Annotated in this window: 22 protein-coding genes; 8 read left to right on the forward strand and 14 right to left on the reverse strand. The window is 74.9% G+C overall.

Features of this window, described 5'->3' with window-relative positions; translation table 11 throughout:
- Position 1: 1 nt before the first annotated feature.
- Positions 2 to 691, reverse strand: a complete 690-nt coding sequence (locus tag Sru01_RS04645; protein WP_203982586.1) for a DedA family protein — start codon at positions 689 to 691, stop codon at positions 2 to 4.
- A gap of 314 nt (positions 692 to 1,005) precedes the next feature.
- On the opposite strand from Sru01_RS04645, the gene panD reads away from it, so the two are divergent.
- A complete protein-coding gene (gene panD / locus Sru01_RS04650) occupies positions 1,006 to 1,434 on the forward strand; it encodes an aspartate 1-decarboxylase (protein WP_203982587.1) in 429 nt (142 codons plus the stop codon).
- 194 nt (positions 1,435 to 1,628) lie between these two features.
- The gene (locus tag Sru01_RS04655; RefSeq protein ID WP_203982588.1) at positions 1,629 to 2,192 is read left to right on the forward strand and encodes a hypothetical protein; all 564 of its coding nucleotides are present in this window, start codon (positions 1,629 to 1,631) and stop codon (positions 2,190 to 2,192) included.
- Between the two features lie 174 nt (positions 2,193 to 2,366).
- Here Sru01_RS04655 and map read toward each other — a convergent pair whose 3' ends face one another.
- Complete coding sequence (map, locus tag Sru01_RS04660; RefSeq protein ID WP_203982589.1) at positions 2,367 to 3,215, reverse strand: type I methionyl aminopeptidase; 849 nt, start codon at positions 3,213 to 3,215, stop codon at positions 2,367 to 2,369.
- A gap of 99 nt (positions 3,216 to 3,314) precedes the next feature.
- Between map and Sru01_RS04665 the strand changes: the two genes are divergently transcribed.
- Positions 3,315 to 3,497, forward strand: a complete 183-nt coding sequence (locus Sru01_RS04665) for a hypothetical protein (protein WP_203982590.1) — start codon at positions 3,315 to 3,317, stop codon at positions 3,495 to 3,497.
- Between the two features lie 112 nt (positions 3,498 to 3,609).
- On the opposite strand, the gene Sru01_RS04670 is transcribed toward Sru01_RS04665, so the two are convergent.
- Both Sru01_RS04670 and Sru01_RS04675 read right to left on the reverse strand, forming a co-directional pair.
- Positions 3,610 to 3,894, reverse strand: a complete 285-nt coding sequence (locus Sru01_RS04670) for a CBU_0592 family membrane protein (RefSeq protein WP_239136911.1) — start codon at positions 3,892 to 3,894, stop codon at positions 3,610 to 3,612.
- 423 nt (positions 3,895 to 4,317) lie between these two features.
- The gene (locus Sru01_RS04675) at positions 4,318 to 4,902 is read right to left on the reverse strand and encodes a hypothetical protein (RefSeq protein WP_203982591.1); all 585 of its coding nucleotides are present in this window, start codon (positions 4,900 to 4,902) and stop codon (positions 4,318 to 4,320) included.
- Between the two features lie 97 nt (positions 4,903 to 4,999).
- Here Sru01_RS04675 and npdG point away from each other — a divergent pair, with 97 nt between their 5' ends.
- Both npdG and Sru01_RS04685 read left to right on the forward strand, forming a co-directional pair.
- On the forward strand, positions 5,000 to 5,671 hold the full coding sequence (gene npdG, locus Sru01_RS04680) for an NADPH-dependent F420 reductase (RefSeq protein ID WP_203982592.1): 672 nt from the start codon (positions 5,000 to 5,002) through the stop codon (positions 5,669 to 5,671).
- Positions 5,664 to 6,923: a trans-sulfuration enzyme family protein gene (locus tag Sru01_RS04685; RefSeq protein WP_203982593.1), complete on the forward strand. Its 1,260-nt coding sequence runs from the start codon at positions 5,664 to 5,666 to the stop codon at positions 6,921 to 6,923. The genes npdG and Sru01_RS04685 overlap by 8 nt, the downstream gene beginning before the upstream one ends.
- A 55-nt stretch (positions 6,924 to 6,978) precedes the next feature.
- Here Sru01_RS04685 and panB read toward each other — a convergent pair whose 3' ends face one another.
- Positions 6,979 to 7,830, reverse strand: coding sequence for a 3-methyl-2-oxobutanoate hydroxymethyltransferase (gene panB, locus Sru01_RS04690; protein ID WP_203982594.1), 852 nt, complete (start codon positions 7,828 to 7,830; stop codon positions 6,979 to 6,981).
- 234 nt (positions 7,831 to 8,064) lie between these two features.
- Between panB and Sru01_RS04695 the strand changes: the two genes are divergently transcribed.
- Both Sru01_RS04695 and Sru01_RS04700 read left to right on the forward strand, forming a co-directional pair.
- Positions 8,065 to 9,624, forward strand: a complete 1,560-nt coding sequence (locus Sru01_RS04695; protein WP_307811959.1) for an MFS transporter — start codon at positions 8,065 to 8,067, stop codon at positions 9,622 to 9,624.
- A 7-nt stretch (positions 9,625 to 9,631) separates the two neighbouring features.
- The gene (locus Sru01_RS04700) at positions 9,632 to 10,258 is read left to right on the forward strand and encodes a TetR/AcrR family transcriptional regulator (RefSeq protein ID WP_203982595.1); all 627 of its coding nucleotides are present in this window, start codon (positions 9,632 to 9,634) and stop codon (positions 10,256 to 10,258) included.
- A 19-nt stretch (positions 10,259 to 10,277) separates the two neighbouring features.
- Here the strand turns inward: Sru01_RS04700 and Sru01_RS04705 are convergent, their stop codons facing one another.
- The 5 genes from Sru01_RS04705 to Sru01_RS04725 form a co-directional block, all read right to left on the reverse strand.
- Positions 10,278 to 12,560 (reverse strand): heavy metal translocating P-type ATPase, encoded by a 2,283-nt coding sequence (locus Sru01_RS04705; RefSeq protein ID WP_203982596.1) that lies wholly within the window; start codon positions 12,558 to 12,560, stop codon positions 10,278 to 10,280.
- Positions 12,561 to 12,609: 49 nt separating this feature from the next.
- Entirely contained in the window at positions 12,610 to 13,596 is a 987-nt protein-coding gene (locus Sru01_RS04710) for a DUF8832 domain-containing protein (RefSeq protein WP_373869482.1), read from the reverse strand.
- Positions 13,593 to 13,802 carry a heavy-metal-associated domain-containing protein gene (locus Sru01_RS04715; RefSeq protein ID WP_203982597.1) on the reverse strand — a complete coding sequence of 70 codons (210 nt, stop codon included), beginning with the start codon at positions 13,800 to 13,802 and terminating at the stop codon, positions 13,593 to 13,595. Before Sru01_RS04715 ends, Sru01_RS04710 begins: the two co-directional genes overlap by 4 nt.
- A gap of 419 nt (positions 13,803 to 14,221) precedes the next feature.
- A complete protein-coding gene (locus Sru01_RS04720; protein ID WP_203982598.1) occupies positions 14,222 to 14,623 on the reverse strand; it encodes a VOC family protein in 402 nt (133 codons plus the stop codon).
- Positions 14,620 to 15,426, reverse strand: coding sequence for an arsenate reductase/protein-tyrosine-phosphatase family protein (locus Sru01_RS04725; protein WP_203982599.1), 807 nt, complete (start codon positions 15,424 to 15,426; stop codon positions 14,620 to 14,622). Before Sru01_RS04725 ends, Sru01_RS04720 begins: the two co-directional genes overlap by 4 nt.
- Before the next feature lie 55 nt (positions 15,427 to 15,481).
- Here Sru01_RS04725 and Sru01_RS04730 point away from each other — a divergent pair, with 55 nt between their 5' ends.
- Positions 15,482 to 16,780, forward strand: coding sequence for an APC family permease (locus Sru01_RS04730; RefSeq protein WP_203982600.1), 1,299 nt, complete (start codon positions 15,482 to 15,484; stop codon positions 16,778 to 16,780).
- Positions 16,781 to 16,812: 32 nt separating this feature from the next.
- Here the strand turns inward: Sru01_RS04730 and Sru01_RS04735 are convergent, their stop codons facing one another.
- The 4 genes from Sru01_RS04735 to Sru01_RS04750 form a co-directional block, all read right to left on the reverse strand.
- The gene (locus tag Sru01_RS04735) at positions 16,813 to 18,603 is read right to left on the reverse strand and encodes an NAD+ synthase (RefSeq protein ID WP_203982601.1); all 1,791 of its coding nucleotides are present in this window, start codon (positions 18,601 to 18,603) and stop codon (positions 16,813 to 16,815) included.
- A gap of 75 nt (positions 18,604 to 18,678) precedes the next feature.
- Positions 18,679 to 19,344, reverse strand: a complete 666-nt coding sequence (locus Sru01_RS04740; protein ID WP_203982602.1) for a hypothetical protein — start codon at positions 19,342 to 19,344, stop codon at positions 18,679 to 18,681.
- Positions 19,345 to 19,577: 233 nt separating this feature from the next.
- On the reverse strand, positions 19,578 to 19,898 hold the full coding sequence (locus tag Sru01_RS04745; protein ID WP_203982603.1) for an ArsR/SmtB family transcription factor: 321 nt from the start codon (positions 19,896 to 19,898) through the stop codon (positions 19,578 to 19,580).
- 92 nt (positions 19,899 to 19,990) lie between these two features.
- The gene (locus Sru01_RS04750) at positions 19,991 to 21,226 is read right to left on the reverse strand and encodes an MDR family MFS transporter (RefSeq protein WP_203982604.1); all 1,236 of its coding nucleotides are present in this window, start codon (positions 21,224 to 21,226) and stop codon (positions 19,991 to 19,993) included.
- Positions 21,227 to 21,239: the final 13 nt, after the last annotated feature.

Here is a 21,239-nt window from a genome sequence, read left to right on the forward strand (position 1 = left end):
GTCAGCGATGTTCCCCTTCACGGGCCTGGTGGCGCGGAGCTTCCCGAGTCTGGCGGTGCCGGCCGTCCCGGGTCTGGCGGCGCTCGCGCACCCGGACCACCACGAACACGACGACGGCGAGGACCACCGCGACGATGACGGCGTTGGACAGCAGCCCGGCGTAACGTTCCACCAGTGACCAGTTCTCGCCGAGCTGGTAGCCGGCCAGCACGAAGACGGTGTTCCAGATCAGGCTGCCGAGCGTGGTCAGGAGCGCGAAGGTCACCACCGGCATGCGCTCCACCCCGGCCGGCACGGAGATCAGGCTGCGGAAGATCGGGATCATGCGCCCGAAGAACACCGTCTTGCGGCCGTGCCGGGCGAACCAGGCCTCGGCCTTCTCGATGTCGGAGGTCTTGATCAGCGGTAGCCGCCCGGCGATCGCCAGGGTGCGGCGGCGGCCGAGGACCGCCCCCACCGCGTAGAGCGCCAGCGCGCCGATCAGCGAGCCCAGCGTGGTCCACACCAGCGCCTGCAGCAGGCTCATGTCCCCCCGGCTCGCGGTGAAGCCCGCCAGCGGGAGGATCACCTCGCTGGGCAGCGGGGGGAACAGGTTCTCCAGGGCGATCGCCAGGCCTGCTCCGGGAGCGCCCAGGGTTTCCATGAGACGGATCGCCCATCCGGCGACGCCATCGACGGTCGTGGTGTCCATGCCGGTGAGACTATGCAATATGGGCATTAAGTGGACATGTGGTCGACCGTAACCTCCGGCCGGCCGGCCGCACCCCCGATCCTGCGGAGGACCGCACCCCACCCCGGCGGCCCGCCCCCGCGCATCCGAGCCGCCACGACCACGTTCCCGCCCCCGAGCGGTCACCCCACCGGTCCGGACACGGCCGCGGTCGCCTAAAATCCGTGCTGTTCCCCCGGACGAGCGGCCGGTCGGCAAGGCCGCGCGTCCCCCCGGGCGGCACCCGCCGCCGGCCCCGGCACCGTCCGCCGCCCCTACGCGAACGAAGGTCCCGCATGCTCCGCACCATGTTCCACGCCAAGATCCACCGCGCCACGGTCACCCACGCCGACCTGCACTACGTGGGGTCGGTCACCGTCGACGAGGACCTGCTGGACGCCGCCGGCCTGCTGGAGGGCGAGCAGGTCGCGATCGTCGACGTCACCAACGGAGCCCGGCTGGAGACCTACATCATCGCCGGCGAGCGCGGCAGCGGCGTGATCGGCATCAACGGCGCCGCCGCCCACCTGGTGCACCCGGGGGACCTGGTCATCCTCATCGCCTACGGCCAGTACTCCCCGGCGGAGCTGGCCGGCTACCGGCCGCGGGTGGTGCACGTGGACGGCGCCAACCGCATCGTGGCGGTCGGCGACGACCCGGCCCGGCCCGTCCCGGGCTTCACCGACCAGCTCCCTCCCGCGCACGCCGCGTCCGCCGCCCGCTGACCGGCGGAGGCCGGCCGGCGATCCGCCCGGCCGGCGAGGTTAGCGGTGGCCTCGCGGGGGCAGGCAGTCCACCGAGCATGTAATGAGCACGTCGCGATCCGAACGGCCACGCGGCCGGGGCGCCCGCCCGCGGGCCCGGTGGAGGGAGCCAGTCCAGTGATCCCGGTGCGTCCCGCGCCCGAGGGAGCCGCCCTGTGACCTCGGTGCACCCCCGCGCCCCCCGTCCGATGCGCCGGTGGCCCGCCACCGGGACGATGCTGCGCCTCGCGCCGGTCCTGATGCTGACCGTCCCGCTGGTGCTGGCCGCCGCGGGCACCGTGCCGGCCGCGGCGGTCCCGGCCGTCCGGGCGTTCGCCGTGCCCGGCGCCGCCGCGCTGGCCGCCCCGGCCCTCGCCTGGTGGCACCTGGTGCCGCCCGCGCTGTTCTTCCTCACCTCCGCCGCCCAGCTGGTGTCCGGCACGGTGGCCCTGAGCCGCCGCCGCGGCACCCGGCCGCTGCCCTCGGTGGTCGCGCTGACCACGGTGGCCGGGCTGGCCGGCGTCGCCTTCACGCTGCTGGCGGCGGTCACCGTCTACCGGGTGGCCGCGGGTGACGCGGCCCGCCCGGCCGGCGCCGGCGCGGCCTGGTACGGCACGCTGGCCGCGCTCTCGACCGTGCTGAGCCTGGTGGTGCTGCTGAAGGGCCGCTTCCGCTGGGCGGCCGCGCTGCCCGCCCTGGCCGGCGTGGTGCTCGTGGTCTGGTGGTTCGCCTACCTGTGACCGCCGCCACCCGACCCGGCCACCTGACCGCGATCACCTGACCGCGACCGCGTGACGGCGGCCGCCTGTTCGTGAGCTCCTGACCGTGAGCGCCTGCTCGTGAGCGCCTGCCGGCGAGCGGCCGACCGTGACCACCGCGCGGCGCCGTACTCGAGGGTACGGCCGGACGCCGCCTCAGGGCAGGGTGAGGATCTCGCTGCCGCCGTCGGTCACCACGATGGTGTGCTCGAACTGGGCGGTGCGCCGGCCGTCCCGGGTGACCGCGGTCCAGCCGTCCGGCCACAGGTCGTACTCGACGGTGCCGAGCGTGAGCATCGGCTCGATGGTGAAGGTCATGCCCGGCACCAGCTCCACCGCCAGCGACGGGTCGTCGTAGTGCGGCACGATCAGCCCGGAGTGGAACGAGGTCGAGATGCCGTGTCCGGTGAAGTCGCGCACCACGCCGTACCCGAACCGCTTGGCGTAGGCGGAGATGACCCGCCCGACGACGTTGAGCCGGCGGCCCGGCGCCACCGCGCGGATCGCCCGCATGGTGGCCTCGCGGGTACGTTCCACCAGCAGCCGCGACTCCTCGTCCACCTCGCCCACCAGGAAGGTGGCGTCGGTGTCGCCGTGCACCCCGCCGATGTAGGCGGTGATGTCCACGTTGACGATGTCGCCGTCGCGCAGCACGGTGTCGTCCGGGATGCCGTGGCAGATCACCTCGTTGATCGAGGTGCACAGGGACTTGGGATAACCCCGGTAGCCGAGGGTGGAGGGGTAGGCGCCGTGGTCGCAGAGGAACTCGTGGCCGATCCGGTCGAGCTCGTCGGTCGTCACGCCGGGCGCGACGTGCCGGCCGACCTCCTCCAGCGCCTGGGCCGCCAGCCGCCCGGCCACCCGCATGCGCTCGATCGTCTCGGGCGTCTGCACGTCGGAGCCGCCGCGGCGGGGCTCCTTGCGGCCGACGTACTCCGGACGCTCGATGTGGGCGGGGACCTTGCGCATGGGGGACACCCGTCCCGGCCGGAGCAGTGTGGTCATGCGCCCAAGTCTAGTTCGGCCGCGACCGGGCAGGATCTGGCGGAGAACGAGCGTGACGGGCGTTTCGCGGTGCGCGCGCCCCGGCGGCCAGGAGGGTGAATGAGCGGTGACCGGTGGTGGTTCTGCCTGAAGCACATGGCGGTCGAAGGGGACGAAGGGTGTCCCAACAAGGACCGGATGGGGCCCTATCCCACCAGACAGGAGGCCGGTGACGCCCTGCGGACGGCGCAGGCGCGCAACAAGGCCTGGCAGGAGGGTGACAAGGACTGGGACGGCGACTGATCCGCCGGCGGGCGGGCGGGCGCGGACGCCGGCCGGGCGTGCCCCGGCGGATCCGCCCGGCCGGCGTCCCGGACCGGGCGGGGCGCCCCGCCCGGCCCGGCTCCCGGGTGGCTCACCCGTCCGGCACCCGTCGCTTCCAGGGCCGGGCGGTGGCCAGCCGCCACAGCGCGAAGGCGCCGACGGTGCTCCAGATCAGGTTGAGCAACGCCGACGGCCACGCGAAGTGGTAGGCGGAGTTCACCATCAGGGCGACGGCGCCCCCCAGGTTGATGAGCTGGTAGACGAGGCCGTCCCCCGAGATCTTCGACATGGACAGCAGCACGTAGGCGAACAGCAGCGCGCCGGCGCCCACCATGCCGACGATGTCCACCAGGACGGACACCGGTTCGGACGTCACCGCGCCCCCTGGGCCGGCTGCCGGGACCGCGTGGTCCCGCCACCGGCCGGATCGGTACCTGCGACCGTGAAGCACATGTGAACTCACCCCAATTCGATGTGCGATCAGTCCGTATCGAGCGCGCTCCACCGCGGGCGGGCCGTCCTCGTCGCCGGCACCTCGCGGGCGCCCCGGCCCGGGCCGGGGCACGGCCGCACGCCGCGGCCGCCGGGACCGGTCGCACGCTCCGCGCCGTCGCGCGTGCCCGGCCCCGCGCCTCACGTTACGGCCGCGGCGCGGACCGGGTGGCGGGCCGGCCCGGCAGGCCTGGCATCCGGATGGGATGGCTTCATCACCGAGGGGAACGATCTCACACCGTGAGGGAGTTATGGTCTCCCAGAGATCGCTTCTGCGTCCGACCGTAAGCCGGGCCGCCCGCCTCGATCAGTCGGTCACCCGGGGACCGGTGATGCGGTCGGCGAGCCGGGCGAGCCGGTCCAGCAACCGGGTCGCCGACCGCGCAGGCTCGCCCGCCGCCGCGCTGACCAGATGCTGGGCCGCGTCGAAGGTGAGCAGGCCGTCGCGCGGCGGCACCGTCAGCGCGTCGTGCGCCAGGCCGGCCAGCTCGGGGTCGCCGCCGTCCAGCGCGACGATCGTCGCCCCGGTGCGCCGCGCGTCGTGCACCCGCTCCAGCAGCGGGGCCGGCGCCGGCCGCTCGGCGACCACGAACAGCGTCTCGCCGCGCCGGGCGGCCTCGACGCGGTCGAGCCCCACCGCCAGATGCGGCGGCGCCCCGGGCGGCGGCGACCAGCGCACCAGGGTGGGGGCGAGCTGGGCCAGCCCGGACAGCCGGGCCTCGTCGTCCAGGTGCGCGGCCAGATGCCAGGGCTCCTCCCGCGGCGTGCCGACCAGGAGAAGGCCGCCGGGAGAGCGGGTGGAGCGCAGGCACCGCCCGAGCTCGCGGGTGCGTTCCACCCACCCGGTGGTGGCGAGCACCTCGCGCAGGAAGGCCACCGATGCAGCGTCCATGGCGTCCATCGTGCCTCAGCGCCCCCGCCGCCGTCCCGGTAAGAAACACCTGGCATGATCTGGGGAACCGGGTGGGAACGAGGGGACGGACCAGACCATGAGCGACGAGCGACCGGAGATCGCCGGCCTGACCATCGGCATTCTCGGCGGCACCGGTGATCAGGGCAAAGGGCTGGCCCGCCGGTTCGCGCTGGCCGGCCACCGGGTGCTGATCGGGTCCCGGGACGCCGCGCGCGCCGCGCAGGCCGCCGCCACGCTCGGCGAGGACCTGCCGGTGCGCGGCGCGGCCAACGCCGAGGTGGCCGCCGGAGCGGACGTGGTGATCGTCGCGGTGCCCTGGGACGGCCACCGGGCGATCCTGGAATCGCTGCGGGCCGAGCTGGCCGGCAAGATCGTCGTGGACTGCGTCAACCCGCTCGGGTTCGACAAGCAGGGCGCGTTCGCGCTGGAGGTGCCCGAGGGCAGCGCGGCGCAGCAGGCCGCGGCGGTGCTGACCGGCAGCCGGGTGGTGGCCGCGTTCCACCACGTCTCGGCGGTGTCGCTGCTGGACCCGGCGGTGGCCGAGCTGGACCTCGACGTGCTGGTGCTCGGCGACGACCGCGCGGCCACCGACACCGTGCAGGAACTGGCGTCCCGGATCCCCGGCGTGCGCGGCGTCTACGGCGGGCGGCTGCGCAACGCCCGGCAGGTCGAGGCGTTCACCGCGAACCTGATCTCCATCAACCGCAGGTACAAGGCGCACGCGGGTCTGCGGATCACCGATGTCTGAGCGGCCCGCCGGGCCGGCGTCCCCGGACGCCGTTCACCCGGCCGTGCGCCCGGTCGCGCACCCCGCCGAGCCCGCGCTGCGCCCGGAGACCCGCGCCGTCCACCTGCCGCGCCCGGCGGTGGACGGCAGCACGCCGCTCAGCACGCCCATCTACCAGACCTCCGGCTTCGCCTTCGACGACCCGGCCGTCTTCGCCGACGGCATGACGCGCCCGGACGGCGCCTTCGTCTACGGCCGGCTCACCAACCCGACCGTGCGCGCGCTGGAGGAGGCGGTGGCAGGCCTGGAGGGCGGCGCCGCCGCGCTGGCCGCGGGCTCCGGCATGGGGGCGATCAACGCGGTGCTGCTGGCCCTGCTGTCTCCCGGCGACCATCTCATCGCCCAGGACGTGCTGTACGGCGGCACCGCCGCGGCGATCGCCGAGCTGGCCGGCCGGTTCGGCATCGAGGTCACCTACGTGCCCCAGGACGACCCGGACGCGGTGCGCGCCGCCGTCCGCCCGCGGACCCGGCTGCTGTACCTGGAGACCATCGCCAACCCGATGACCCAGGTCGCCGACCTGCCGGGCATGTGCGCCGCCGGCCGGGAGGCCGGGCTGACCTGCGTGGTGGACAACACCTTCGCCTCGCCGGTGCTGTGCCGCCCGCTGGAGCACGGCGCCGACGTGGTGGTGCACTCGGTGACCAAGTACCTGGGCGGGCACAGCGACGTGCTGGGCGGTGTCGCGGTGTTCGCCGAGCCGGGCCTGCACCGCAAGGTGTGGGACTTCGCGATCGAGCTCGGCGCGACGCTCGACCCGTTCGCCGCCTGGCTCACGTTGCGCGGGCTGCCGACGCTGCCGCTGCGCATGGCCCGGCACTGCGAGAACGCCGCGCTGCTGGCCACCCGGCTGGCCGGACACCCGGCGGTCGCCGCGGTGCACTGGCCCGGGCTGCCCGGCCACCCCTCGCACGCGCTGGCGGCGCGGCTGCTGCCGGCCGGCTTCGGCGGGGTGTTCTCGTTCGACCTGGCCGGCGGGCGCGCGGCCGGCGACGCGTTCATGGCCGCGGTGCGGCTGGCCCGGCTGGCGCCCTCGCTCGGCGGGGTGGAGACGCTCGTCCTGCACCCGGCCACCACCTCGCACCGCTCGCTGACCGCCGCGGAGCTGGCCCGGGCCGGGATCGGCGAGGGCACCGTCCGGGTGGCGGCGGGCATCGAGCATCCCGAGGACCTGTGGGCCGACTTCGCCCAGGCCCTCGGCCGGACGGGCTGACCGGCCGGGGGATCGGGGCGGCCGCACCCCGGGGCGGGGTACGGCCGCGGGCGGGTCAGCGGTAGCTGTGCTCGGGGCCGGGGAAGGCGCCGGAGACGACGTCGTCGGCGAACGCGCGGACCGCGTGGTCCATCTCGCCGGCCAGGTCGGCGTACTTCTTCACGAACTTCGCCGGGTGCGGGGTGAGGCCCATCAGGTCCTGCCAGACCAGCACCTGCGCGTCGCAGGCCGGCCCGGCGCCGATGCCGATGGTGGGAACGGACAGCGCCGCGGTGACCCGCGCCGCCAGGTCGGCCGGCACGCACTCGAGCACCACGGCGAAGGCGCCGACGTGCTCCAGGGCCTTGGCGTCGGCCATCAGCTCGTCACCGGACTGGCCGCGGCCCTGCACCCGGTAACCGCCGAAGACGTTCACCGACTGCGGGGTGAGCCCGAGGTGGCCCATCACCGGGACGCCGGCCGAGACGAGGGTCTCGATCTGGGGGAGCACCCGGCGGCCGCCTTCCAGCTTGACCGCGTGGGCGCCGGCCTCCTTCATGAACCGGGCCGCCGAGGCGAGGGCCTGCTCCGGGGAGGCCTGGTAGGACGCGAACGGCAGGTCGGCCACCACCATGGCGCGCGAGGAGCCGCGGACCACCGCCGCGGTGAGGGTGACGAGGTCGTCGACGGTGACCGGCAGGGTGGAGTCGTAGCCGTAGACGACCATGGCCGCGGAGTCGCCGACGAGCATGACCGGGATGCCGGCCTGGTCGAAGAGCCGGGCCGTCATGGCGTCGTAGGCGGTGACCATCGGCCACCGCTCGCCGCGCTGCTTGGCGGCCGCGATGTCGCGGACGGTGACCCGCCGTCCGGCCTGGCCGCCGTAGAGCGCGGTCGGTGAGCCGGACACGGTTGACGTGGCGGACATTGGTACCTCCAGGTCTCGAGGCGCCCCTGTGGCGTCCCCGGACGCTGGCATCATCGCACGGCACGCCGGGGCGGTGACACCCCTGGGGCGGGGCCGCGGCGGTGACGGGGGGTGGTCACGGGGGTGAACAGGGGGCAATAAAGAAACGAGACGGTTGCGTATCGAATGGCGTAGCGCTACGGTGTCGTTGCGAAACTTACCCGTATCGAAATAGCTCTACCCCCAGGGGGCAACGTGCACGACCAGACAGGCCACCCGCGCCGCTGGCCCATCCTCGGCGTGATGGTGTTCAGTCTGCTGGCGATCGTTCTCGACAACACCATCCTCAACGTGGCGCTTAAGGTCATCTCCGACCCGGTGGCCGGGCTCGGCACCACGCAGAGCGAGCTGGAGTGGGCGATCAACTCCTACACGCTGGTCTTCGCCGGCCTGCTGTTCACCTTCGGCGTCCTGGCCGACCGGTACGGCCGCCGGCGCCTGCTGCTGATCGGCATGGCGCTGTTCGGGCTGGCCTCGCTGGCCAGCGCCTACGCCCAGGACCCCGGCCAGCTGATCGCCGCCCGCGCCGCGATGGGCCTGGGCGGCGCCGCCGTGATGCCGGCCACGCTGGCCGTCATCTCCAACGTCTTCCCGCCTCGGGAGCGCGCGAAGGCGATCGGCATCTGGGCCGGCGGCGTCGGGCTGGCCATCGCCATAGGTCCGATCACCGGCGGCCTGCTGCTGGAGCACTTCTGGTGGGGCTCGGTCTTCCTCATCAACGTCCCGGTCGTGCTGATCGGCCTGGTGCTGATCGCGGTGCTGGTGCCCGAGTCGCGGGCCCCCGGCCGCTCCGGACTCGACCCGGTGGGCGTCCTGCTGTCGATCGCCGGCCTGGTCGGCGTGGTCTACGGCATCATCAAGGGCGGCGAGCTCGGCACGGTCACCGACCCGCAGGTCTGGGCGCCCACGCTGGCCGGCGTCGCGGTGCTCGCCCTGTTCGTGTGGCACGAGCGCCGCACCGCCGAGCCGGCGTTCGACGTGCGCTACTTCGCCATCCCGCGCTTCTCCACCGCGGTGGCCAGCGTCGGCCTGGTCTTCTTCGCCCTGATGGGCGTGATGTTCTTCATGGCCTTCTACCTGCAGATCGTCAAGGGGTACAGCCCGCTGCAGGCCGGAGCCCTGGTGCTGCCGTTCGCGGCGGCCCAGCTGATCTTCTCGCCGCTGAGCGCCCAGATGGTCCGCCGCTTCGGCGGCAAGGCCGTCGCCACCGCCAGCCTGCTCGTCATCGCCGGCGTGCTGCTCAGCTACACACGGATCCAGGTCGACACCCCGATCTGGGTGTTCGAGGTGATCGGCTTCGTGCAGGGCGCGGCCATGGCCAACATCAACCCGCCGGCCACCGAGGCGGTGATGTCCTCGCTGCCCCGCGAGAAGGCCGGCGTCGGATCGGCGATGACCAACACCGTCCGCCAGGTCGGCGGCGCGCTCGGCGTGGCCATCCTCGGCTCGGTGCTGTCGGCCACCTACCGCGACGGCATGGCGGGCACGCTGTCGGCGCTGCCGGAGGACGTCCGGCACGCCGCCGGCGAGTCGATCGCGGCCACCATGGGCGTCGCCCAGCAGCTCGGCCCGCAGGGAGCCGCGCTGGTCGAGCCGGCCAAGCAGGCGTTCATGGACGGCATGCACGTGACCGCGATCCTCGGCGCGATCGTCGCGCTGGCCGGCGCCGCGGTGGTCTTCCGCTGGCTGCCCGGCAAGGAGGCCAAGGATTCGACCGAGGCTCGACCGGAGGCCAAGGAGCCGGCAGTAGTGTGAGATCACCATGGTGACTGAGCAGACGGGGACGGCCCGCGCGCCGGGCCGCCCCCGCAGCGAGAAGGCCGAGAAGGCGATCATCGACGCGACGGTCGACCTGCTCGCCGAGGGCACCGGCATCGCCGAGCTCTCGATCGAGGCGATCGCCGCCCGGGCCGGCGTCGGCAAGACGACGATCTACCGCCGCTGGTCCGGCAAGGAGGAGCTGGTGGTCGACGCGCTGGCCACCCTGAAGGCGCCGATTCCCGAGATGACCGGCGAGTCGGCCCGCGAGGACATCGTCCGCTACCTCGCCGCGACGCAGCAGGAGAGCCACAGCCCGCGCATCCGCTGCATCATGAACCTCGCGCTGAGCGACTCCGAGCGCTACCCGCACCTGATCGAGCGGTTCCGCGAGATCGCGATCAAACCCCGGCGGGACGCGCTGCGCGCGGTGCTCCGGCGCGGCGTCGAGTCCGGCGAGCTGCGCGCCGACCTGGACCTCGAGGTGGCGCTGGCCGCGCTGTCCGGTGCCATGCTCTTCTTCACCAAGTGGCGGGACGACGACGCCGAGCTGCCCGCCGACCTCGCCGAGCGCATCGCCGACCAGGCGCTGAGCGGGCTGCGCGCGCCCGCCCCGGCGCCCGGCGGATGACCGGGCGACGGGCCGGGCGTCAGGAGAAGCGGCGCAGCCGCAGGCTGTTGCCGACCACGAAGACCGACGAGAACGCCATCGCGGCACCGGCGATCATCGGGTTCAGCAGCCCGGCCGCCGCGAGCGGCAGCGCGGCGACGTTGTAGGCGAACGCCCAGAACAGGTTCCCCTTGATCGTGGCCAGGGTGCGGCGCGACAGCCGGATCGCGTCGGCCGCCACCCGCAGGTCGCCGCGGACCAGCGTCAGATCCGACGCCTCGATCGCCGCGTCGGTGCCGGTCCCCATGGCCAGGCCCAGGTCGGCCTGGGCCAGCGCCGCGGCGTCGTTCACCCCGTCGCCCACCATGGCGACCACTCGGCCCCGCTCCTGCAGGCGCTTGACCACGTCCACCTTGCCGGCGGGCAGCACCCCGGCGGTCACCTCGTCGATGCCGACCTCGGCGGCCACCGCGCGGGCCACCGCATCGTTGTCGCCGGTGAGCAGCACCGGGGTGAGCCCGAGCGCCCGCAGCTCGGCGATCGCCGCGGCCGAGGTCGGCTTGACGGTGTCGGCGACCACCAGCACCGCGCGGGCCGCGCCGTCCCAGCCGACCGCGACCGCGGTCCGGCCGGCCGCCTCGGCCGCCGCGGCGGCGCCGGTCAGCTCGTCCGGCAGCGGCTGCCCGGCCTCGGCCAGCAGCGCGGGCCGGCCCACCAGCACCTGGTGACCCTCGACGGTGCCGCGCACCCCGTGCCCGGCCAGCGCGGCGAACTCCTCGGCCGCCGGCGGCGCGCCGGTCCGCTCGGCCGCGGCCCGGGCGACCGCCCGGGCGATCGGGTGCTCGGAGGCGTGCTCCAGCGCCCCGGCCAGCCGCAGCACCTCGGCCTCGTCCGCGCCCGCCGCCGGGTGCACCGCCACCAGGGTCATCCGGCCCTCGGTGACGGTGCCGGTCTTGTCCAGCACCACCGTGTCGACCGTCCGGGTGGACTCCAGCACCTCGGGCCCCTTGATCAGGATGCCGAGCTGCGCGCCGCGCCCGGTGCCGACCAGCAGCGCGGTCGGGGTGGCCAGGCCGAGCGCGCACGGGCAGGCGATGATCAGCACCGCGACCGCGGCGGTGAACGCCGCGCCCGCGCCCGCGCCGGTGCCCAGCCAGAAACCGAGCGTGCCGGCGGCCAGCGCGATCACGACCGGCACGAACACGCCGGACACCCGGTCGGCCAGCCGCTGCACCCGCGCCTTGCCGGTCTGCGCCTCCTCGACCAGCGCGGCCATCCGCGCCAGCCGGGTGTCGGCGCCGATCCGGGTGGCCCGGACGACCAGCCGGCCGCCCGCGTTGACCGTGGCGCCGGTGACCGCGTCGCCGGGGCGGACCTCCACCGGGACGGACTCGCCGGTGAGCATGGAGGCGTCGACCGCCGAGGCACCCTCCTCCACCACCCCGTCGGTGGCGATCTTCTCGCCCGGGCGCACCACGAAGCGGTCGCCCACCTGAAGGCGGTCGCTCGGCAGCCGTACCTCGGTGCCGTCCCGCAGCACCGCGACGTCCTTGGCGCCCAGTTCCAGCAGGGCGCGCAGCGCGGCGCCCGCCCGGCGCTTGGCCCGGGTCTCGAAGTAGCGGCCGGCCAGGATGAACGCCGTCACCCCGGCCGCGGCCTCCAGGTAGATGGCGCCGGACCCGTCGGTTCGCCCGATGGCGAAGGTGAACGGGTGGACCATGCCGGGGGTGCCGGCGGTGCCGAAGAACAGCGCCCACACCGACCAGCCGAACGCGGCCAGCGTGCCGAGCGACACCAGCGTGTCCATGGTGGCCGTGCCGTGCCGCAGATTGGCCCACGCGGCCCGGTGGAACGGCCAGCCGGCGTAGGCCACCACCGGGGCGGCCAGCGTCAGCGAGAGCCACTGCCAGTACCGGAACTGCAGCGCCGGGATCATCGCCATGGCGACCACCGGGACGGCCAGCACCACCGCGGTGACCAGCCGGGCCCGCAGCGCGCGCGCCTCGCCGTCCGGCTCGTCGGCGTCGGCGTCGGTGGCCTGGCCGGCGGCCGCGGGCGGCGCCGGCACCGTGGCGCGGTAGCCGGCCTTCTCCACCTCGGCCACCAGATCCTGCGGGGTCAGCTCCGCCGGGAAGCCGACCTTGGCCTTCTCGGTGGCGTAGTTGACCGTGGCGGTCACCCCGGCCAGCTTGTTCAGCTTGCGCTCGATCCGGTTGGCGCAGGAGGCGCAGGTCATGCCGCCGATCGTCAGCTCGATCGTGCGGGCGGGCGCCGCCGCGCGGTCACCGGTGAGCGGTGTCGCGGCGGCCGGCCTGGCGGTCATGGTCCCTCCTTCGCGTTCCGCGGTCGGGTCCGCGGTGCCGGTGTGCCGGTCAGTGCCCATGGCCGGGGTCTCCGTGGTCGTCGGCCGGCGGGCCGGCCTCCGGCGTGGCCTTCGAAGTGGCCTCCGGCGTGGCCGGCCGTGGCGGTGCCTGGCCGGCCCGCGCGGTGAAGGCCGCGGTGCGCACGGTGCCCGCGTGCCGGAAGTCCAGGAACAGCCGGTACTCCCCGGCGCTCGGCACCTCGGCGGCGAAGGTGATCTCCGGCCCGGCCGGGGTGCGGCCGTCACCGGGTTCGCCCTCCGGGTGGACGTGCAGGTAGGCCAGGTCGCCGGCCCGCAGCGCCACCAGGTGGCCAAAGGCGCCGAGGTAGGGCTGCAGGTCGGTGACCGGGCGGCCGTCCCTGGCCACCCGCAGGGTCAGCCTGCTGGACCGGCCGGGCACCAGCTCGCCCTCCAGCGTGACGGTGTAGGCGTCCACCGTGGCGGTCCGGGACAGGGCCGGCAGCGGGCGGGCGGCGGACTCGCCCGGCGCGGTCAGGTCGGCACCGAGCGTCAGACCGGCGCCGCCCTGCGGGGCGAAGTCGGCGAACACCCGGTAGGCGCCCGGCCGGGGCAGCGCCAGCGGCACCGACCAGGTGCCGTCCGCGCCCAGCTCCGGATGCAGGTGCCGGAAGTCGCCGAGGTCGCGCGAGGCCACGATGAGGTGCATCTTCTTGTCGTGCTCCACATCGTACCGGGTGACCGGGCGGCCGTCCGGGCCGAGCACGGTGAACCGGAACGGGACCGGGTCGCCCGGCGGAAGCCCGGTCACCGCGGGCACCAGCGTGTAACCCCGCTCGGAGATCTGCAGCCCGGCGGGCGGGCCCTGCGGCGCGCGGTCCGGCGTCCCGCCCGCATGCGCGTCGTGGCCGGCCGGCGCCGCGGGGGCGGCGGCGGGACGGGCCGCCGGGGCGACCGCGCCGCCCGCGCCGAACGCCCCGGCGAACACCACCGCGACCCCGGCGGCGTACCAGGCCAGCCGCGCCGGAGTGCCGATCATGCGGGCACCACTTCGTACCCCGCCTCCCGGACGGCTGCGGCGACGCTCTCGTCCGGCACCGAACCCTCCGACGTGACGGTCACCCGGCCGGTGGGCAGGTCGACCTCGACCCCGGTCACACCCTCGACCGCGCCGACCTCCTCCTTGACCGAGCTCACGCAGTGGCCGCAGGTCATGCCCTGGACGGTGTAGGTGGTGGTGGTCATGACGATCACTCCTTCTCCGGATCTCATCGACTGGTCCGCGACGGGCCGCCCGGGGGGCGCCCAGGGGAGGAACACTGTACCCCCCTATCGTATTGCGCGAGGGCACCGCACCCTTCCGGGGGTGCACACGGACAACTATACCCCCCTAGGGTACCCGCGAGGCAAGCGCCGGCGGCCGTCACCGGAGGGAGCGAGGGAGCGAGGGGGCGAGGGGGCGAGGGGGCGAGGGGGCGCGGGGGCGCGGGCGCCATCGCCGGACGGCCTGCGGCCTCGATGGCCGGTACGGGCACCGGCACGCCGCCACGGCGCGCACCGGCCGGCCCCGGCCCGCCGAGCCTGCGGCCGGGCACCCCGGCCGCCGGGCCGGCGGGCCGGCGAAGGGCGGCAGCCGGCCCGGATGGGTGCCGGATGGGGAAGGGTCAGGACGCGGGCGCCGGGGGTCGTGCGGCGGGTTCGAACAGCTCGACCAGGTTGCCCGACGGGTCGGGGAGCAGGACCTGGCGCCCGCCGGGCCCGGAGACCACCGCGCCGCGGAACGACAGCCCCGCCGCCCGCAGCCGGGCGATCTCGGCGTCCAGGTCGGCCACTTCCAGATGGATGCGGTTGCGGCCCGGGCCGGCGGCGTCGGCCGGGGTGGCGCGGGCGCCGGAGCTGGCCGGGCCGGACAGCAGCAGCCGCAGCGGCCCGCGCACCACGTCGGCGAACGCGGGGGCGGCGCCGCCGTAGAGGGTGAAGCCCAGGTGGGCGGTGTAGAAGGCGACGGACGCATGGACGTCGTCGACGACGTAGCGGACGGAGGCGTGGCGGTCGGATGCGCTCATGGTCGGTACTCCGGGATCTGGTCGAGGACGGGCAGGAGATGGCGGACCCGGCGGTCGAGGTCGGCGGCCACCCGGCCGAACACGGCATCGGCCGACTCGCCGGCGGCCGCCGCGGCCGGATCGGGGGTGCTCCAGTGGACACGCCGAGCCTGCGCCCCGAAGTCGGGGCAGACCTCGCGGACCCGGTCGCACAGGGTGATCACATAGTCGAACCGGCGGCCGCGCACCGCGTCCAGATGGCGCGGCCGCCGGCCGCTGACGTCGATGCCGTACTCCTCGCGCAGCACCCCGACCGCCCGGGGATGCAGGTGCGGTCCGGGACGGCTGCCGGCGCTGGTCACGGTCACCCGGCCGCCGGCGTGGTGGCGCAGCAGCGCTTCGGCGATGGGCGAGCGGGCGCTGTTGCCCGAACACGCGAACAGCACCGCGGGGCGGGAGCGCCCCGCCCGGGGCGGGGCGGGGCGGGAGCGGCCCGCCCCGCCGGGTGGCGAGGCGGGCGGCGCGGCCGGACGCAGCGCCGGGTGCACGGCGGCCCCGGTCGCGGCCAGGGCCAGCGCGCAGCGGTCCAGGTCCAGCCGGTAGTAGCTGTCCCGCCGGTCGGAACTGCTGCGCGTGGCGGTGACCAGGCCGCCGTCGCGCAGCAGCCGCAGATGGTAGGAGACCAGGTTCTGCGGTGCCTGGACCAGCTCGATCAGCTCGCGGACCCGCAGATCGCCGGCGGCCAGCTCGGTCAGCAACCGCCAGCGCAACGGATGGGCGGCCAGCCGCAGGAACGGCGGGACCACTTGACCGGATGACGCCATGCCCAGCACGATATATCAAGCACATTTGATGGATCAACGGTCGAGGAGGCAGGTGATGGCACCCGCGGACCCCGCCGGGACGGGCGGGCCGGTCCCCGGGGGCGATCTCGCCCGCCGGCTGGGCACCGGGCACGCGGTGGTCATCGGCCTGGGGTCGATGATCGGGGCGGGCGTCTTCGCCGCGTTCGCCCCCGCCGCGCGCGCCGCCGGCACCGGCCTGCTGATCGGGCTGCTGATCGCCGCGCTGATCGCGTACTGCAACGCGGTCGCCTCCGCCCGGCTGGCGGCGGTGTACCCCACCTCCGGCGGCACCTACATCTACGGCCGCGAGCGCCTCGGCCCCTGGTGGGGCTTCACCGCCGGCTGGGGGTTCGTGATCGGCAAGACCGCCTCGTGCGCGGCCATGGCACTCACCTTCGCCTCCTACGCGGTACCCGGCCCCTGGTGGGCGCAGCGCGCGGTGGCGGTCGCCGCCGTGCTCGGCCTGGCCGCGCTCAACTACCGCGGCGTGACCCGGACGGCCCTGCTCACCGGCGTGCTGGTCGCGAGCAGCCTCACCGCCCTGGCCATTGCGGTCGCCGGCATCGCGGCGGGGGGACACGCCGGCCCGGCGAACCTCGCCGGGCGACCGGCGGGCGCCGGCGGCGTCTACGGCATCCTCCAGGCGGCCGGCCTGCTCTTCTTCGCCTTCGCCGGTTACGCCCGCGTCGCCACCATGGGGGAGGAGGTCCGCGATCCGCGCCGCACCATCCCGCGGGCCATCCGGATCTCGCTGTTCGTGGCGGTGGCCGTCTACCTGGTGGTCGGGGTCGCGGCGCTGCTGGCCGCCGGGCCGGCGCGGCTGGCGGCCTCCACCGCGCCGCTGGCCGCCGCGGTGGAGGCCGCCGGAGCCGGCGCGCTGGTCCCGGTGGTGCGGACCGGCGCCGCGCTGGCGGCGCTCGGGGCGCTGCTCGCGCTGATCGCCGGGATCGGCCGCACCACGCTGGCCATGGCCCGCCACCGCGACCTGCCCGGCCGGCTCGCGGCCGTCCATCCCCGGTACCGGGTGCCGCACCGCGCGGAGATCGCCCTGGCCGTCGTGGTGAGCGTGCTGGTGGCCACCGTCGACCTGCGCGGCGCGATCGGCTTCTCTTCCTTCGGCGTGCTGGTCTACTACGCCATCGCCAACGCCGCGGCGTTCACCCTGCCGGTGGCCGGCCGGTGGTCGCGCGGGCTCAGCCTGCTCGGCGGCGCCGGCTGCCTGACCCTGGTCGCCACCCTGCCCTGGCCGTCGGTGCTCGCCGGGGCGCTCATGTTCGCCACCGGCCTGGCCGGCCGGTGGCTGGTCCTGCGACGCCGCGCTCGCCCCGGGTGAGGCCGCGCCGGCCGCTGGGCTCCGTACGGCGATCAGGTGCCGGCGGCCTCCCGCCAGCGGTTGGTGATCGGCAGCCGGCGGTCCCGGCCGAAGTTCTTCGGGGTGATCTTCGGGCCCGGCGGGTACTGCCGGCGCTTGTACTCGGCGACGTCCACCAGCCGGATCACCCGGGCGACCAGCTCGGCGTCGTGCCCGGCGGCCACCAGCTCGGCGTTGCCCATGTCCCGCTCGACGTAGTCCGACAGCAACCGGTCGAGCACCTCGTAGGGCGGCAGCGAGTCGGTGTCCCGCTGGCCGGGGCGCAGCTCGGCGCTCGGCTCCTTGATGATGGAGTTCTCCGGGATGGGCGGCACCAGGAACGGATGCAACAGCTCGCCGCCCCGGCCGGCCTGGGAGTTGCGCCAGCGGGACAGCTCCCACACCGTCGTCTTCAGCACGTCCTTGATCGGGGCGAAGCCGCCCGCCGAGTCGCCGTACAGGGTCGAGTAGCCGGTGGCCAGCTCGCTCTTGTTGCCGGTGGTGAGCACCAGGTGGCCGTGCTCGTTCGACAGCGCCATCAGCAGCATGCCCCGTACCCGCGCCTGCAGGTTCTCCGCGGCCAGCCCGTGCAGCTCGACCTCCTTCTCGAACGCGTCCACCATGCCGGCGATGGGCACCGTCCGCGCCTGAAGCCCTTGGCGCTCGACCAGCTCGAGCGCGTCGGAGACCGAGTGCTCGGAGGAGTAGCGGGACGGCATGAGCACCACGTGCACCCGGTCCGGCCCGACGGCGTCGGCGGCGATCGTCGCGGTGAGGGCGGAGTCGATGCCGCCGGACAGGCCCAGCACCACCGAGCGGAAGCCGTTCTTCGCGACGTAGTCGCGCACCCCGAGCACCAGCGCCGAGTAGACCTCCTCCAGATCCGCCAGGCGCGGCGCCACCACCGGCGGCTCCGGCGGGTAGGGCGGCAGCGGCTCGGCGGACAGCACCAGCCGCTCCACCGTGATCGTGGTGCCGTCCCCGGCGTCCACCGGGAACGACCCCGGCCCGGCCGCCGGGTCGGCGGCCGGCAGCTCCAGGTCGGCGACCAGCAGTTCCTCCTCGAACTGCCGGGCCCGCGCCACCAGGTTCCCCGCGGCGTCCACCACCAGCGAATCACCGTCGAAGATCAGCTCGTCCTGGCCGCCCACCTGGTTGGCGTAGGCCAGCGCGCAACCCGCCTCCCGGGCCCGGTCGACGCACAGCCGCAGCCGGACGTCGTCCTTCTCCCGCTCGTACGGCGAGGCGTTGGGCACCACCAGCAGGCCGGCCCCGGCCGCGCCGGCCGCCGAGACCGGACCGCCGTCCTGCCACAGGTCCTCGCAGACCGCGATCGCCACGTCCACGCCGTGCAGGCGGACGATGGGCAGCCGGTCACCGCGCACGAAGTAGCGGTACTCGTCGAAGACCCCGTAGTTGGGCAGATGGTGCTTGGCGCTGCGGGTGACCACCGTGCCCCGGTGCAGCAGCGCGACCGCGTCCAGCGGCGCCCCCTTCGGCTGGCCGGCCCGCGGCGCCGCGCCCGAGCGGTCGACGTAACCCACCACCACCGGGATCTCGCCGAGCCCCTCGGCGGCCAGCCGCCCGGCCGTCGCGGGCAGCGCGGTGACCGAGGCGTCCACGAAGGAGGTGCGCAGCACCAGGTCCTCGACGGGATACCCGGTCAGGAACATCTCGGTGAACAGCACCAGGTGCGCGCCGCGCTCGGCGGCCCGGTGCGTCCACTCCACGAGCCGGTCGGCGTTGGCGGACAGATCACCGACGGCGGGGTTCGTCTGGGCGAGGGCGATACGCAGTTGTGGCACGCCCCCACCTTACGTGCGCACCCGCGCCGGCACCGGGCGAGGTGAGCGGCACCCGCCGGCCTCCGCGCGGCCCGGTCAGGCGAAGCACCAGCGGAACCAGTACCGCGCGCGGTCGTTCCAGCCGTAGTCCACCAGGCTGTTCACCCTGGCCCGGTGCGGAACCCACAGGGTGCCGTCCTCGGGGAACGGCGTCACCTGCAGCGTGATCGACGAGTAGGAGGTGGTGACGTCCAGCGAGGAGATCCGCTGGTCCGCGCTCTTCCATCCCCACCACAGGAACCCGCAGGCCACCACCTTGGTCAGGTCGGCCACGCCGGTCTGGGAGTCGGGCACCCGCCAGCCGCAGCCGCCCAGGTCGATGTGCTCGTAGAACTCCACGACCCCGGCGTCGGCCGGAAGCGGGTTGGTGCCGCCGCCGGCGACCCGGCAGCCGGAACCGCCGCGGATCGGCGAGCCCGGCGGCCGGGGCGGGCCCTCCGACTGCACCGCCTCGTCGGCCGAGGCGAGGTCCAGTGCGTAGGCCCGGGCGCGGTCGATCCCGGTGAACACCCGCAGGCTCTCCCCGGCCAGTGCGGCCGGGTCGAGCACCGTGTGCAGCGGCCGGTCCTGCAGTTCCAGCACCGCGGCCGGCTCCACCGCCTCGCCGTCCAGTACCACCGGGATGCCCGGGACCCGGTGACGGCGGGGGTCGCGCCGGATGCTCGCGTCGAACCGGGAGGACCAGGGAAGGCGTAAGGACATGATCGAGCACCCCCGTGGGGTATGGCCGTGGCCAGGGCCTCCAGCGTGACCGCCGATCGCCCGGCCGTCTGCTCGCCGCCCGGTGCCGCTTCCCTGTCCCGGTGACGAGCCGAACCTGCCGTGGCCCGCCCTTGCGCCGCCATCTCCGACGTGCCCGGCGGGCAGGGGACGGTTCCAGCCCTGGAGTGGTCATCCTCGATGGCCTCCGGCGGCCGCGTGCGGCGGAGCCCCGATCAGCCGCCGTCGCCGGCCGGACGCAACTCGAAGCCGATGGCGCGCAACCAAAGGGCCAGCACGCCGCCCAGCCGCTGCCGCTCGACCTGGTAGTGGCGCCGCCTCCCGACGGTCGCCACGGACACGATGCCCGCGTCGAGGAGGACGCCGAGGTGGCGCGAGGTCGTAGGCCACGAGTGGGAGAACCTGGAGCTGAGCTCGCCGGCGGTGAGCGTGCCGCCGCGGGCGACGAGCACCTGCAGGATGTGGCGCCGGGCACCGTCCTGGGACGAGGGGGGCGGCGCCCGCCGGCCACCGCGCTCCCCGGTCAGGCGAAGCACCAACGGAACCGGTACCCGGCGCGGCCGTTCCACCCGTAGCCCACCAGGCTCTGTTCACCCTGGCCTGGTGCGGAATCCTCCAGGTGCCGTGGTCAGCCCTCGGAGCCCGCGGCGGACGGCCGGGCGGCGGAGCGGTGGCGGATGGCCGGGGAGATGGCGAGCTGGCCGAGGGCGCCGAGCACGCCGGCGGCGCCGACCACGGTCCACAGCGTCACCTGGCCGGCGGCCAGCAGCCGGGTGCCGATCAGCGGGGCGAGCAGGCCGCCCACCGACCAGGCGAAACCGTACACGCCGTTGTACCGTCCCCGCAGGTGCGCCGGGGCGAGGGCGGCGACCACCGCCCCGGCCATGCCCGCCGTCATCACCTCGCCGAGCGTCCACACCGCCACCGTCGCCGCGTACACCGTGGTGGTCGTGGCCAGGGCCATCAGCCCGAAACCCACCCCGACGACGGCCATGCCGGCGGCGAGCGTCCGCCCAGGGTCGTACCGGGCCAGCCGGTCGCTCACCAGCGGCTGCACCACCACGATGAGCACGCCGTTCACCGCGAGCGCCAGCCCATAGGCGGAGGTGGGCAGCCCCTGACCGGTGATGGCCAGCGGCAGGGTGGTGAAGGCCTGCAGGTAGACGAACGTGTAGAGCAGGCTGATCACCACGAAGGCGAGCATCAGCCGGTCTCCGAGCACGTCACGGAAGCCGCCCGGCCGCTGCCCGGCCGCCGGCCGGGTCTCGGGGACCGCACGCCAGACCAGCAGACCGAAGATGAGCGAGGTGAGCGCGTCGATCCAGAACAGCCACAGGAACCCGTCCTGGGCGAGCCAGCCGCCCGCGACCATGGCGACGGCGAAGCCGAGGTTGATGGCCCAGAACAGCAGGCCGAAGGCCCGCGGCCGGTCATGTGCCGGGATGAGATCGGCCACCAGCGCCTGGGACGCCGGGCGGTAGGCGTCCAGCACCAGCCCGAGCAGTGCCATCACCGCGACGATCGCGGGCAGCGAGGTGCTGTACCCGAGGGCGAGCATGCCGGCCGCCGTCGCCACCATCGCGCCGGCCAGCGTGGCCCGGCGCCCGATGCGGTCGGCCAGCCAGCCGGCGACCAGCTGCGACACCAGCGAGCCCATCCCGAACACCGCGAGCACCACGCCCGCGGCCGCCAGCGACATGCCCCGGGCCTGGGTCAGGTAGACGCCGATGAAGGGTTCGACCATCGTGCCGAGCCGGTTCACGAAGGTGCCGCTGAACAGCACCCAGAACGGCCGGGGCAGCCCCCCGATCTTCGCGTGCAGGAAGGACCGCCTCCGGGCGGCGAGCGAGGTCACGCCGCCCATCCTCGGAGAGGCG

This window comes from Sphaerisporangium rufum, assembly GCF_016863395.1.
GTDB classification, from domain to species: Bacteria; Actinomycetota; Actinomycetes; order Streptosporangiales; family Streptosporangiaceae; genus Sphaerisporangium; species Sphaerisporangium rufum.

What these genes read in the sequence shown, in the direction of transcription:
- panD (WP_203982587.1), top strand. Translation starts at nt 1,006, where the DNA reads ATGCTCCGCACCATGTTCCACGCCAAGATCCACCGCGCCACGGTCACC.
- Sru01_RS04715 (WP_203982597.1), bottom strand. Translation starts at nt 13,802, where the DNA reads ATGACCACCACCACCTACACCGTCCAGGGCATGACCTGCGGCCACTGC.
- Sru01_RS04645 (WP_203982586.1), bottom strand. Translation starts at nt 691, where the DNA reads ATGGACACCACGACCGTCGATGGCGTCGCCGGATGGGCGATCCGTCTC.
- Sru01_RS04705 (WP_203982596.1), bottom strand. Translation starts at nt 12,560, where the DNA reads ATGACCGCCAGGCCGGCCGCCGCGACACCGCTCACCGGTGACCGCGCG.
- Sru01_RS04725 (WP_203982599.1), bottom strand. Translation starts at nt 15,426, where the DNA reads ATGGCGTCATCCGGTCAAGTGGTCCCGCCGTTCCTGCGGCTGGCCGCC.
- Sru01_RS04700 (WP_203982595.1), top strand. Translation starts at nt 9,632, where the DNA reads ATGGTGACTGAGCAGACGGGGACGGCCCGCGCGCCGGGCCGCCCCCGC.
- Sru01_RS04710 (WP_373869482.1), bottom strand. Translation starts at nt 13,596, where the DNA reads ATGATCGGCACTCCGGCGCGGCTGGCCTGGTACGCCGCCGGGGTCGCG.
- map (WP_203982589.1), bottom strand. Translation starts at nt 3,215, where the DNA reads ATGACCACACTGCTCCGGCCGGGACGGGTGTCCCCCATGCGCAAGGTC.
- npdG (WP_203982592.1), top strand. Translation starts at nt 5,000, where the DNA reads ATGAGCGACGAGCGACCGGAGATCGCCGGCCTGACCATCGGCATTCTC.
- Sru01_RS04740 (WP_203982602.1), bottom strand. Translation starts at nt 19,344, where the DNA reads ATGTCCTTACGCCTTCCCTGGTCCTCCCGGTTCGACGCGAGCATCCGG.
- Sru01_RS04720 (WP_203982598.1), bottom strand. Translation starts at nt 14,623, where the DNA reads ATGAGCGCATCCGACCGCCACGCCTCCGTCCGCTACGTCGTCGACGAC.
- Sru01_RS04730 (WP_203982600.1), top strand. Translation starts at nt 15,482, where the DNA reads ATGGCACCCGCGGACCCCGCCGGGACGGGCGGGCCGGTCCCCGGGGGC.
- Sru01_RS04750 (WP_203982604.1), bottom strand. Translation starts at nt 21,226, where the DNA reads ATGGGCGGCGTGACCTCGCTCGCCGCCCGGAGGCGGTCCTTCCTGCAC.
- Sru01_RS04675 (WP_203982591.1), bottom strand. Translation starts at nt 4,902, where the DNA reads ATGGACGCTGCATCGGTGGCCTTCCTGCGCGAGGTGCTCGCCACCACC.
- Sru01_RS04665 (WP_203982590.1), top strand. Translation starts at nt 3,315, where the DNA reads ATGAGCGGTGACCGGTGGTGGTTCTGCCTGAAGCACATGGCGGTCGAA.
- panB (WP_203982594.1), bottom strand. Translation starts at nt 7,830, where the DNA reads ATGTCCGCCACGTCAACCGTGTCCGGCTCACCGACCGCGCTCTACGGC.
- Sru01_RS04685 (WP_203982593.1), top strand. Translation starts at nt 5,664, where the DNA reads ATGTCTGAGCGGCCCGCCGGGCCGGCGTCCCCGGACGCCGTTCACCCG.